Consider the following 12,852-nt stretch of genomic DNA (forward strand, 5'->3'; position numbering starts at 1 on the left):
CGCAAGGGATCGAGGAGAGTGACGGTCGTCGTGGGGTGGACGCCGGAGGGCTGATCGGCAACCCCGAAGGGGGACCTCGCACGTATCCTGAGGGCGTCCTCGACTACGAAAGCGGTCAGCCATGCGTGTGTACGTCCCCCTGACCCTCTCCGGTCTCGCCTCGGTGCACGGGGCCGGCGAGATCGGTCCGGGGCCGCTGACCGCGTACGCGGTGACGCCCGGTCTGCGCGAGTGGTACGTCTCCGACGACATCGAGGAGCTGGAGTACGCCGCGCTCAACCGGGCCGCCGCCGCCTCGCTGCGGCTGATCGCCGGGAAGCCGGACGAGCTCCGGCGACGTGTCGTCGTCGCTCTGGACGTGCCGGACGGGGCGGTGGCCGCCGACCCCGACCACATTCTGGACGCGTCCTCGCTGGGTGAGGTCCGTCTCGCGGACGCGGTGCCGCTGTCGAAGGCGGCCGCGGTCCATGTGGACGCCGACGACGCGGAGAAGGACGTCGCCGCGGCGGCGGCCGCCCTCGGAGCCGCGGATCTCGGGGACGACGACGCCCAGTTCACCGTGGACGGCGCCGAGGACCACGAGCTCCTGTGGTTCGGGATCCAGGAGATCCCGGGTCTGATCGCCTGAGCGGCCCGCCCCGCACGCTCTCCGCCCCACCACGCCCGATCCGTGGCGGCGGACTCTCGCCGGGTCCGCTGTCGCAGGTGGCGGGTATTTTTTTCCCATGGAGACAACGGGGAAGCACCGCACCCATCTGGTCTGGGACTGGAACGGCACACTGCTCGACGACATCGATGCCGTCCTCGGCGCGACGAACGCCGCGTTCGCGGAGGTCGACCTCGCGCCGCTCACCCTCGAGCAGTACCGCGAGACGTACTGCGTCCCGATACCCAGGTTCTACGAGCGGCTCATGGGCCGGCTGCCCACCCCGGCGGAGTGGGAGCGGATGGACGATCTCTTCCACCGCCACTACACCGAGCAGCGGGTCGCCTGCGGCCTGACCGCCGGGGTCGAGGAGCTGCTGGCCCGCTGGAGCCTCGGCGGGCGCAGCCAGTCCCTGCTGAGCATGTACGGCCACGAGCACCTGGTGCCCGTGGTGCGGGGATACGGCATCGAGCGCCACTTCGTGCGGGTCGACGGCCGCAGGGGCCCCTCGGGCGGCAGCAAGGCGCAGCACATGGAGCGTCACTTCGAGGTGCTCGGGGACGTCTCCCCCGGCAGTGCCGTGGTCATCGGTGACGCGCTGGACGACGCAGTGGCCGCCGCTCACGTGGGGGCGCGCGCCGTGCTCTACACCGGTGGTTCGCACAGCCGCGGCAGCCTGGAGGCGGCGGGTGTGCCGGTGGTGGACACCCTGGCCGAGGCGGTCGCGCTGGCCGAGCTGATGACGGACTGATCACATCTGCCCGCGTGTGTGCCTATACGGGCCGGAACGGCCGCATGCGATGTCCAGAGTGTCAAAGTTCTGTGGCTTCTTTTGTACATATGCGGCTCATGACGGTTGTGGGTGCGAGAGGGATAGCCTGGTGCGGTGATCAGCGCGATACGTCTCGGGGGCAGCGAAGCCCCCGGCATGGGCCCGGAGTGCCACAGCACCCGGGCGATCCGTGATCTCCGCGCCCCCGACCCCCGGCCGGAAATGGCCGATATGGTCCCGGGTATCTCCCCAGGCGGCATAGCGTCGACCCAGACCGGAATCCCCGCGTCGTGGCGTGACGCCGCCTTCTTCACCTACGTCACGCAACGGCGCGCGACAGGAGCCAGAGGACATGCAGACCAAGCTGGACGAAGCCAAGGCCGAGCTGCTCGCACGGGCGGCCCGGGTAGCTGACAACAGTCCGGGCGGTGGTGTCGGTGGCCCGGGTGGTGGCCTCCGGGTGCACCTTGCCGACGCGGCGACCGGCACCGGAGCGGACGACGGCACCGGCCAGGGTGACCGGCCGGGCCGGGACACGCTGCTCGCCTATCTCCAGCGCTACTACCTGCACACCGCTCCCGAGGACGTGAGCGGCCGCGACCCGGTCGACGTCTTCGGTGCCGCCTCCTCGCACTACCGCCTGGCCGAGAACCGACCCCAGGGCACCGCGAACGTCCGGGTGCACACCCCGACGGTCGACGAGAACGGCTGGACGAGCAGTCACTCGGTCGTCGAGGTCGTCACGGACGACATGCCCTTCCTGGTCGATTCGGTGACCAACGAGCTGTCCCGGCAGGGCCGCGGCATCCACCTCGTGATCCATCCGCAGGTGACCGTCCGCCGTGACGTCGCGGGCAAGCTGATCGAAGTGCTCGCCGACGACCGGCCCCGGGGCAACGGCGGGAAGCGGGCGAAGGGCCGGCAGGCCGGTCCTGAGCTGCCGCACGACGCGGTCGTCGAGTCCTGGATCCACGTCGAGATCGACCGGGAGACCGACCGCGCCGACCTGAAGCAGATCACCGCCGACCTGCTGCGTGTCCTGTCCGACGTGCGGGAGACCGTCGAGGACTGGGACAAGATGCGCGACGCCGCGCTGCGGATGGCCGACGACCTGCCGTCCGAGCCGCTCGACGAGCTGGCCGACGAGGAGGTCGAGGAGGCCCGCGAGCTGCTGCGCTGGCTCGCCGCGGACCACTTCACCTTCCTCGGCTACCGGGAGTACGAGCTCCGCGACTCCGACGCGCTGACGGCCGTGCCCGGCACCGGTCTCGGCATTCTGCGGTCCGACCCGAAGCACACCGAGGACGAGGCCCACCCGGTGAGCCCGTCCTTCGACCGGCTGCCCGCCGATGCCCGGGCGAAGGCCCGGGAGCACAAGCTCCTCGTCCTGACGAAGGCCAACAGCAGGGCGACGGTGCACCGCCCCAGCTACCTGGACTACGTCGGCGTGAAGAAGTTCGACGCCAACGGCAACGTCATCGGAGAGCGGCGGTTCCTCGGGCTGTTCTCCTCGGCGGCCTACACCGAGTCGGTGCGCCGGGTTCCCGTGGTGCGCCGCAAGGTCGCCGAGGTGCTGGAGGGCGCGGGCTTCACGCCCGACAGCCACGACGGCCGTGACCTGGTGCAGATCCTGGAGACGTACCCCCGCGACGAGCTGTTCCAGACGCCCGTCGACCAGCTGCGCTCCATCGTCACCTCCGTGCTCTACCTCCAGGAGCGGCGCCGGCTGCGGCTGTACCTGCGCCAGGACGAGTACGGGCGCTACTACTCCGCCCTCGTCTACCTCCCGCGCGACCGCTACACCACGGGCGTACGGCTCCGGCTGATCGACATCCTCAAGGAGGAACTCGGCGGCACCAGCGTCGACTTCACCGCCTGGAACACCGAGTCGATCCTCTCGCGGCTCCACTTCGTCGTCCGCGTCCCGCCCGGCACCGAGCTGCCGCACCTGACGGACGCCGACGCGGACCGCATCGAGGCGCGCCTCGTCGAGGCCGCACGCTCCTGGGCAGACGGCTTCCAGGAGGCGCTGAACGCGGAGTGCGGCGAGGAGCGTGCCGCCGAACTGATGCGGCGCTACGGCCAGTCGTTCCCCGAGGGCTACAAGGCCGACCACTCGCCCCGTGCAGCGGTCGCCGACCTCGTGCACCTGGAGGAGCTCAAGAGCGAGCGCGAGGACTTCGCGCTCAGCCTGTACGAGCCCGTCGGCGCCGGCCCCGGCGAGCGGCGCTTCAAGATCTACCGGACCGGTGAGCAGGTCTCGCTCTCCGCCGTGCTGCCCGCCCTCCAGCGCCTCGGCGTCGAGGTGGTCGACGAGCGGCCGTACGAGCTGCGCTGCTCCGACCGCACGCACGCCTGGATCTACGACTTCGGGCTGCGGATGCCGAAGTCCACGGGCAAGGGCGACCACCTCGCCGAGGACGCCCGTGACCGCTTCCAGGAGGCGTTCGCGGCCATCTGGACCGGCGAGGCGGAAAACGACGGCTTCAACTCCCTGGTCCTGGGTGCCGGACTGGACTGGCGTCAGGCGATGGTGCTGCGCGCCTACGCGAAGTACCTGCGCCAGGCGGGTTCGACGTTCAGCCAGGACTACATGGAGGACACCCTCCGCAACAACGTCCACACGACCCGGCTGCTCGTCTCGCTCTTCGAGGCCCGGATGTCCCCGGTCCGCCAGAAGGCGGGCACGGAGCTGACCGACGGGCTGCTGGAGGAGCTGGACGGGGCACTGGACCAGGTCGCCTCGCTGGACGAGGACCGGATCCTGAGGTCCTTCCTCACGGTCATCAAGGCCACGCTGCGGACGAACTACTTCCAGCTGGCCGACGACCACGAGCCGCACGGCTACGTCTCCATGAAGTTCGACCCGCAGGCGATCCCGGACCTTCCGGCGCCCCGCCCGGCGTTCGAGATCTGGGTCTACTCGCCGCGCGTCGAGGGCGTCCACCTGCGCTTCGGCAAGGTCGCCCGGGGCGGTCTGCGCTGGTCGGACCGACGGGAGGACTTCCGTACGGAGATCCTCGGCCTGGTCAAGGCGCAGATGGTCAAGAACACGGTGATCGTGCCGGTGGGCGCCAAGGGCGGGTTCGTCGCCAAGCAGCTCCCGGACCCGGCCGTCGACCGCGACGCGTGGCTCGCCGAGGGCATCGCCTGCTACAAGATCTTCATCTCGGCGCTGCTCGACATCACCGACAACATGGTGACCGGCGAGGTCGTGCCGCCCTCCGAGGTCGTCCGTCACGACGAGGACGACACCTATCTCGTCGTGGCCGCCGACAAGGGGACGGCGAGCTTCTCGGACATCGCCAACGACGTGGCCGTCTCGTACGGCTTCTGGCTCGGCGACGCGTTCGCCTCCGGCGGTTCGGCGGGATACGACCACAAGGGCATGGGCATCACGGCCCGCGGTGCGTGGGAGTCCGTGAAGCGGCACTTCCGCGAGCTGGGCCACGACACGCAGACCGAGGACTTCACCGTCGTCGGTGTCGGCGACATGTCGGGTGACGTGTTCGGCAACGGGATGCTGCTCTCCGAGCACATCAGGCTGGTCGCCGCCTTCGACCACCGGCACATCTTCATCGACCCCAACCCGGACGCGGCGACCTCGTACGCCGAGCGGCGCAGGCTGTTCGACCTGCCCCGCAGCTCGTGGGCGGATTACGACACCGACCTGCTGTCCGCGGGCGGCGGCATCCACCCGCGCTCCGCGAAGTCGATCCCGGTCAACGCGCACATGCGTGCGGCGCTCGGCATCGACGAGAAGGTCGTCAAGATGACCCCCGCCGAGCTGATGCAGAACATCCTCAAGGCGTCGGTCGACCTCCTGTGGAACGGTGGCATCGGCACGTACATCAAGTCGTCGGCCGAGACCGACGCGGACGTCGGTGACAAGGCGAACGACTCGATCCGCGTCAACGGCGCGGACCTGCGGGCCCGTGTCGTCGGTGAGGGCGGCAACCTGGGCGCCACGCAGCTCGGCCGCATCGAGTTCGCCCGGTCCGGTGGCCGCATCAACACGGACGCGATCGACAACAGCGCCGGTGTGGACACGTCGGACCACGAGGTGAACATCAAGATCCTGCTGAACGGTCTCGTCCGGGACGGCGACATGACCGTGAAGCAGCGCAACAAGCTGCTCGCGGAGATGACCGACGAGGTCGGCGCGCTGGTGCTGCGCAACAACTACGCACAGAACACGGCGCTGGCCAACGCCTGCGCCCAGGCACCGTCGCTCATGCACGCGCACCAGCGCTTCATGCGCAAGCTGGGGCGCGACGGGCACCTCGACCGGGCGCTGGAGTTCCTGCCGAACGACCGCCAGGTCCGCGAACTGCTCAACCACGGCAAGGGGCTCAGCCAGCCCGAGCTCGCCGTGCTGATCGCGTACACGAAGATCACGGCCGCCGACGAGCTGGTCGCCACCAGCCTGCCGGACGACGCGCACCTGCAGAAGCTGGTGCACGCCTACTTCCCGAAGCAGCTCAGCGAGCGCTTCCCGGAGGCGGTCGACGGGCACGCGCTGCGTCGCGAGATCATCACGACGGTGCTGGTCAACGACACGGTCAACACCGGTGGTTCGACCTTCCTGCACCGGCTGCGGGAGGAGACCGGGGCGTCGCTCGAGGAGATCGTGCGGGCCCAGTTCGCGGCGCGGGAGATCTTCGGTCTCGCCGGGGTGTGGGACGCCGTGGAGGCGCTCGACAACACGGTCGCCGCCGACGTGCTGACCCGGATCCGGCTCCACTCGCGCCGGCTCGTCGAGCGCGGTGCGCGCTGGCTCCTGGGCAACCGGCCGCAGCCGGTCGCGATCGCGGAGACCGTCGAGTTCTTCCGCGAGGGCGTGGAGCACGTCTGGAACGAGCTGCCCAAGCTGCTCAGGGGCGCGGACGTCGAGTGGTACCAGTCGATCCTCGACGAACTCACCTCGGTGGGCGTGCCGGACGAGCTGGCGGTGCGGGTGGCGGGCTTCTCGTCCGCCTTCCCGGCGCTGGACATCGTGGCGATCGCGGACCGCACGGGCAAGGACCCGCTGGCCGTCGCCGAGGTGTACTACGACCTGGCCGACCGGCTCGGCATCACCCAGCTGATGGACCGGATCATCGAGCTGCCGCGGGGCGACCGCTGGCAGTCGATGGCCCGCGCCTCCATCCGTGAGGACCTGTACGCCGCGCACGCCGCGCTCACCTCGGACGTGCTGTCCGCGGGCAACGGCTCGTCGTCGCCCGAGCAGCGGTTCAAGGCCTGGGAGGAGAAGAACGCGGCGATCCTGGCGCGTTCGCGCGCCACTCTGGAGGAGATCCGGAGCTCGGAGGCCTTCGACCTGGCGAACCTGTCGGTCGCCATGCGGACGATGCGGACCCTGCTCCGTACGCACGCCTGACCCCGGGCGGCCCGTGGGGCCGCCGTCACACACGTCCGCCGGGCGGGCCTTCGCGGCCCGCCCGGCGGACGTGTCACTTCTGCGGACGTGTCACTTCTTGGGCTTCCGGGGCCGGACGGGGCCGGTGAACTCCTCGTACGCCGCCACGACCTCCTTGGCCGGGCCGTCCATCCGGAGCGTGCCCGCCTCCAGCCAGATCGCGCGGTCGCAGGTGTCGGTGATCGACCTGTTGCTGTGGCTGACCAGGAACACCGTGCCGGCCTCCTCGCGGAGCTCCATGATGCGGTCCCTGCTGCGCCGCTGGAACTTCGCGTCGCCGGTGGACAGGGCCTCGTCGATCAGCAGGACGTCGTGGCTCTTGGCGGCGGCGATGGAGAAGCGCAGCCGGGCGCCCATGCCGGAGGAGTAGGTGCGCATCGGCAGGGTGATGAAGTCGCCCTTCTCGTTGATGCCGGAGAAGTCGACGATGGACTGGTAGCGCTCCCGGATCTGTTCGCGCGTCATGCCCATGGCCAGCCCGCCGAGCACGACGTTGCGCTCGCCGGTCAGGTCGCTCATCAGGGCGGCGTTCACGCCGAGGAGCGAGGGCTGGCCCTGGGTGTGGACCTGGCCCTTCGACGGCGGCAGAAGGCCGGCGATGGCCTTGAGCAGGGTCGACTTGCCGGAACCGTTGGAACCGATCAGGCCGATCGCCTCGCCCTTGTACGCGGCGAAGCTGACGCCCTTCACGGCGTGCACCTCGCGCGCTCCCCGGGGCTGCTTGCGCGACACGATCCGGTTCAGCGCGGAGGTGGCGCTGCCCCGGCCGGTGCGGGCGCCGTTCACGGTGTAGGTGATGTGGACGTCGTCCACGACGACGGTGGGCACACGGGTGCCGGAGGTGTCAGCCACGTCCGTACCTCTCCTCGGCCTTCCAGAAGTAGACGAAGCCGCCGACGCCGGCGACGAGCGCCCAGCCCGCCGCGACGGCCCACACGTGCGGGGGCAGCTGCGCGCCGGTGAAGCTGTCGATCAGGGCGTAGCGCATCAGGTCGATGTAGACGGCGGCCGGGTTGCATTCGAGCGCGAGCAGGACGAGCCGGGGCACCCGGTCCGCGGAGAGCAGCGTGTCGAGGCTCCACATGACGCCGGAGGCGTACATCCAGGTCCGCAGGATGAAGGGGGTGAGCTGTGCGATGTCCGGGGTCTTGGCGGCGAGCCGTGCCATGACCATGGAGACGCCGGTGTTGAACACCGCCTGGAGGGCGAGTGCCGGGACCGCCAGCATCCAGGAGGGCTGCGGGTACTGACCGAACGCGAGCAGGATCAGGAACAGTGCGCAGAGGGAGAACAGCAGCTGTTGCAGCTGCTGGATGGCCAGCGCGATCGGGAGGGACGCCCGGGGGAAGTGCAGTGCCCGCACGAGCCCGGTGTTGCCGCTGATGGCCCGCGTGCCGGCCGTGATCGAGCTGGAGGTGAAGGTCCAGATGAAGACGCCGGTGACGAGGAAGGGCACGTAGTCGGGGACTCCGTGCTTGGTGTTCATCAGGACGCCGAAGATGAAGTAGTAGACCGTCGCGTTGAGCAGCGGGGTCATGATCTGCCAGATCTGGCCGAGCTTCGCCTGGCTGTACTGCGCGGTCAGCTTGGCGGTGGCGAAGGCGGTGATGAAGTGCCTGCGTCCCCACAGCTGCCGGACGTACTCCCCGAGGGTCGGCCGGGCCCCGCTGACGGTGAGGCCGTGGCGGGCGGCGAGCGCGGCCAGCTCACCGGGCTCGTACACGGGGAGGTGGATGGGAGATGCGGTGTCCACCGGGGCCGGCGGGGCTGCTGTCTGGCTCACCACGATCGCTTTCGACGGGGGGCTTGGGGGGAGGGGCTGCGGACGACCGGGGCGGTTGGGACGGCACCGTATCGTCGTAACGCTGACAGTAGGACGTTTGTGCGTCGCAACGCAACCGTTTCGTCGTTACGGTCTATCATTCGGAACATGAACACCGAACGGCGAACCGGGCGCCGGACCCCGGCGGGTGCCGCGGTGCTGCGCGAGGACGTGACCGACGCGATCCGCGTCGCCGTCTTCGAGGAACTGGCCGCCGTCGGATTCGCCCGGATGTCGATCGAGGGCATCGCCCGGCGCGCGGGGGTGGGCAAGACCGCCGTCTACCGGCGCTGGAAGTCCAAGCTCCACCTCGTCCTGGACCTGGTGGCGGCCGTCGCGGCGCAGGGCATGCCGGCGCCCGCCACCGGTTCGCTGTACGGGGACGTCCGGGCCGTGCTCGAACTGGCCTCGTACGCCCTGAGGCATCCCCTCGCGTCACAGGTGATCCCGGACCTCCTGGTCGAGGCGGCCCGGAATCCGGAGATCTCCGACGCCATCAAGGCGGCCCTGCTCGACCAGCAGCAGGGCGTGGCGGCCGTGGTCGTGCGGGAGGCGGTCGCACGCGGCGAGCTGCCCGAGGGCAGCGACCCCGACCGGGCGCTCGACCTCATCGTCGGGCCGCTCTACTGGCGTCTCGCCGTCGTCCGCGGCGGTCTGCCGAAGGGCTACCTCGACGACCTGGCCGCCTCGGCGGTCCGCGCGCTCAAGGGCTGAGCGCTCAAGGGCTGAGGGACCGGGCCCCCTCCGGCTCCCCGCCGAGCAGCCGGTCCACGACCCGGCGGGCGGCACCGCCGTCGGCCGGACCGCAGAAATCCCGCCGGAAGCTCTCGTAGGCGTCCGCGTGCAGTGCCGCCGACGCCGGAGTGGCCCGCAGGGCCTCCGCCACCTCCTGGGTGCTGACGAGGAGGGGCCCCGGCGCTCGGGTCTCGAAGTCCAGGCAGAACCCGCGCACGGTGTCTCTGTAGTGCTCCAGGTCGTGGGTGTGGAAGAGCATCGGCCGGCCGGTGTGCGCGAAGTCGAAGGCCAGCCCCGCGTAGTCGGTGACCAGCACGTCCGCGATCAGCAGCAGCTCGGCGACGTCCGGATGGCCGGACACGTCCCGCAGCGCGGGGTGCACCGGCACGCTCCCCGTGACCCGCGGGTGCCTGCGGACCAGCACCGTCGTGCGCCCGTCCAGCGACTGCGCCAGCTCCGCGTGGTCGAGCGCCGGGTCCCAGCGGTACAGCGGCGGGGACCCGGCGGGGAGGCTTGCCGGGGGGTGCGCGAGATGGTCGCGGTACGTCGGCGCGTGGAGCACCACGCGGTGGCCCTCCGGGATGCCCAGCGACCCGCGCACCCGCTCGGCCGTCTTGTCCCGGTCCGGAGCCGACAGCAGGTCACCGGCCGGGGAGCCTGCTTCCAGGACCTCGCCCCCGTAGGCCAGCGCCCGGCGCAGGTGCGGGGTGGCGAAGCCGCTCGGGGAGACCAGCACCGACCACTGGGCCGAGCCGCCGGCCAGCGTGTCCAGGTGCTGGTGGTCGGCGTACAGGGTGCCCGCGAGGTCCAGGCCGAACCGGCCCAGGGGGGCGCCGTGCCAGGTCTGCACGACCGTCTGGCCCGGGCGGCGCTCGAACCACGTGGGCAGCGGGCCGGCCGCCACGACGTGGCGCGCACGGGCCAGCGCCTCGTGCCAGGCGGCGCTGTGCGCCACGACGGGGGCGGCGGTGGCCGGGACCCGGGCGGCGTCGCCCGCGGATCCGTCGGTGACCCAGAGGTGCTCCGTATCGGTGCTCCGGCGTACGAGCTCGGCGTGCACCGCGCGCGGCGCGCCGTCTCCCGCGTAGAGCACAGCGTCCCTCAGGGGCAGTCCGCGCTGCGCCGGGTAGTGCGCGGAGCGCAGCCGGGCGCGGTGGTGGGCGCTGCGCTCCGCGTCCCCGAGCGCCGGCGCGCCGTGCACGGTGAGCCGGTCGCCGTGCCGCCGGTCGAGGCGGAAGCGGGCGCCGGCCGCGCTCACCGGCAGCCTGGCGGCGAGCAGGCCCGTCACGCGTGCGGGCCGGCCGTCGAGGGACACCTCCCAGTCCCCCTCGCGGGGCGGCTCTGCGAGCACGGCGCGGAAGCGTCCGTCCCGCTCCTCGACGGGCACGGTCACCGTCTCGCCGAGGGCGGTGTGGCGCAGCACGAGGACCCCGGCCCCGCGCCCCTCGATCCGAAGTCCGCCGTCCGGGCCGGCCGAGGCGTCGTCCACGAGGGGTTCGCCGGTCACCTCCACCACCAGGTGGCCCGCGGCGTCGGCGAAGAGGGGCGGTGGCAGGTCCGGTGCCGCGGCGAGGGGCACCCGCCCGCCGCCGTCGGTCAGGAGCACGGCCCGCCACCGCGCACCCGGCGGCGTGGTCTCCCCGGGGGGTGCGTCGGGGGGCGGTCCGGACCCGGCCGCGAGTGCCGCGAGCGGGATGCGGACGGCGAAGCGCGCCCCGGCCGGTCCGCCCGCGCCGGGAGGGCCGCCGTCCGGGAGCAGTACCGGACAGACGTGGTCGGCCGACCCGTCGCGGGTGAGGGCGAGGGAGACCGGGCGCGCGCCGCCGTACAGCCGGCCGGTCAGTTCCGCGGTCTCCGCCCCGCCGTCATGGGCGAGGGCCAGGGCCGGCAGCCGCTCCACGGCCAGTACGAGCCGGCCGTCCCGGTAGTCGAGCACCGCGCGCAGCCCGCCGCCCAGGTCGTGGACCAGCGGCTGCGCGGCCGCCGCCGCCACCGCGCGCAGGGCGGCCCGGCGCACGACGCCGTGCCCGGCGACGACCACGCCCACCTGCCAGACGCCCGGCCCGAGCCGGCCCGGATCCAGGACCATCTCGAAGCCCGCGTGGTCGTAGCGGTGCAGCTCCTGGCCGGAGTCCGCCGTGGCCCGGTCGGTCCGCACGGTGCGGCACGGCACGGCCCGCAGCCGTCTGCCGCCCGCCTCCCTGACCAGTCCCGCCTTCAGCGACCCCAGGGCCGTGGACGCCGGGAGGTTGCGGACGTAGGCGTAGCCGTGCAGCCGCAGCCGGCCGTCGGCACCCCAGGACGACTCCACCAGCCGCGCGACCGCGGGCAGGTCTCCGCTGCCGAGCCGCGCCGACACGGCGCCGGAACCCGCCACCCCGGGGTGCGCGGCCCGCCGCCTCCCCGGCGGCCCCACGACGGTGAACGTGCCGCTTCCGTTGGCCCGTTCGAAGGCCAGGACGGCCAGCAGCTCGCCGAGCCTGCGCTCCCGCACCAGCCGCCACCGGATCCGTGCTTCGGCGGGCAGGCCCGTCAGGGCCGCGTCGCCCGCGCGGTCGAGGAAGGCGCCCGCGTCCGCCATGAAGGCCGCGCGGTAGTCGGGGCCGCCCATCGGCAGCCCTTCCAGGAAGTACACGAAGTCGTCGCGCAGGCACGAGGCGTCGTAACGCAGCCGCTGCCCGGGGCCCCGGTCCGCGAGGAACGCGCTGACCCGTTCGCAGGCCGCGATCCGGTCCCGGACGCCCCGGACGTCCGTGCGCCGCCGGGTGATCGAGCCCTCCCGCACCCGCCACAGGTAGACGTGCTCGTGCAGGACGTCCACCGAGGCGGCGAGATAGTGCGCGGGGATCATCACCGGCGTGTCCTCGTAGAGCCGGCCGACCGGGAAGGAGAAGGCGTGCCGGTCCCAGAACGCGCGACGGAACACCTTGTTCCACGCGACCCGGTCGGCCAGCAGGCGCGGGTCGCGGGTGATGTGGGTGCGCGGGCGGTCGCCGGTGAGCCAGCGGTACTGCCAGGCCTGCTGCCTGCCCTGCTCGTTCAGCCGCCACACGTTGCCGGTGACCAGGTCCGATCCCGTCGACTCCAGGGACGCCAGCATGCGTTCGTACGCGTCGTGGACGAGTACGTCGTCGCTGTCGGCGAACGCCAGGTACGGCACCCCCGGGGTGGTGTGGGCGACTCCCGTGTTGCGGGCGGCGCTCAGCCCGGCGTTGGGCTGGTGGACGCAGCGGAAACGCGCGTCCCGTGACGCGAAGTCCTCCGCGATGCGGCGGCTCCCGTCCGTCGATCCGTCGTCGACGAGCACCACCTCGATGTCCTTCAAGGACTGGCCGGCCAGCGAGGTGAGGCACTCCCGCAGATAGTCCTCGACGTTGTGCACGGGGACGACGACGCTGAGGAGTGGCTTCATGTACGGCTCAACCCGGGGGAGCGCCGGGGGTCACGCCGTTGACCCG

At 71.9% G+C, this 12,852-nt stretch carries 7 protein-coding genes; 4 read left to right on the forward strand and 3 right to left on the reverse strand.

The genetic code is table 11. The annotated features are described in order from the left end of the window. Window positions 1–121: 121 nt before the first annotated feature. From ACFYY2_RS19620 to ACFYY2_RS19630, 3 genes are all read left to right on the forward strand, one after another. Window positions 122–628, forward strand: coding sequence for a DUF6912 family protein (locus tag ACFYY2_RS19620; protein ID WP_388744403.1), 507 nt, complete (start codon window positions 122–124; stop codon window positions 626–628). 97 nt (window positions 629–725) lie between these two features. Then, complete coding sequence (locus ACFYY2_RS19625) at window positions 726–1,397, forward strand: HAD family hydrolase (protein ID WP_388744406.1); 672 nt, start codon at window positions 726–728, stop codon at window positions 1,395–1,397. Window positions 1,398–1,770: 373 nt separating this feature from the next. Further along, entirely contained in the window at window positions 1,771–6,798 is a 5,028-nt protein-coding gene (locus ACFYY2_RS19630; RefSeq protein ID WP_388744408.1) for an NAD-glutamate dehydrogenase, read from the forward strand. 90 nt (window positions 6,799–6,888) lie between these two features. Here ACFYY2_RS19630 and ACFYY2_RS19635 read toward each other — a convergent pair whose 3' ends face one another. Both ACFYY2_RS19635 and ACFYY2_RS19640 read right to left on the reverse strand, forming a co-directional pair. Continuing rightward, window positions 6,889–7,689, reverse strand: a complete 801-nt coding sequence (locus ACFYY2_RS19635) for an ABC transporter ATP-binding protein (protein WP_388744411.1) — start codon at window positions 7,687–7,689, stop codon at window positions 6,889–6,891. Beyond that, window positions 7,682–8,623, reverse strand: coding sequence for an ABC transporter permease (locus tag ACFYY2_RS19640; protein WP_388744412.1), 942 nt, complete (start codon window positions 8,621–8,623; stop codon window positions 7,682–7,684). The genes ACFYY2_RS19635 and ACFYY2_RS19640 overlap by 8 nt, the downstream gene beginning before the upstream one ends. 144 nt (window positions 8,624–8,767) lie before the next feature. On the opposite strand from ACFYY2_RS19640, the gene ACFYY2_RS19645 reads away from it, so the two are divergent. Further along, complete coding sequence (locus ACFYY2_RS19645) at window positions 8,768–9,373, forward strand: TetR/AcrR family transcriptional regulator (protein ID WP_388744415.1); 606 nt, start codon at window positions 8,768–8,770, stop codon at window positions 9,371–9,373. 4 nt (window positions 9,374–9,377) lie between these two features. On the opposite strand, the gene ACFYY2_RS19650 is transcribed toward ACFYY2_RS19645, so the two are convergent. Beyond that, window positions 9,378–12,806, reverse strand: coding sequence for a CDP-glycerol glycerophosphotransferase family protein (locus ACFYY2_RS19650; RefSeq protein ID WP_388744417.1), 3,429 nt, complete (start codon window positions 12,804–12,806; stop codon window positions 9,378–9,380). Window positions 12,807–12,852 lie beyond the last annotated feature (46 nt).

The organism is Streptomyces sp. NPDC001822, assembly GCF_042892135.1.
Taxonomy (GTDB): Bacteria; Actinomycetota; Actinomycetes; order Streptomycetales; family Streptomycetaceae; genus Streptomyces.

Coding starts and splice junctions, on each gene's coding strand:
- ACFYY2_RS19645 (WP_388744415.1), top strand. CDS start 8,768: ATGAACACCGAACGGCGAACCGGGCGCCGGACCCCGGCGGGTGCCGCG.
- ACFYY2_RS19620 (WP_388744403.1), top strand. CDS start 122: ATGCGTGTGTACGTCCCCCTGACCCTCTCCGGTCTCGCCTCGGTGCAC.
- ACFYY2_RS19625 (WP_388744406.1), top strand. CDS start 726: ATGGAGACAACGGGGAAGCACCGCACCCATCTGGTCTGGGACTGGAAC.
- ACFYY2_RS19650 (WP_388744417.1), bottom strand. CDS start 12,806: ATGAAGCCACTCCTCAGCGTCGTCGTCCCCGTGCACAACGTCGAGGAC.
- ACFYY2_RS19630 (WP_388744408.1), top strand. CDS start 1,771: ATGCAGACCAAGCTGGACGAAGCCAAGGCCGAGCTGCTCGCACGGGCG.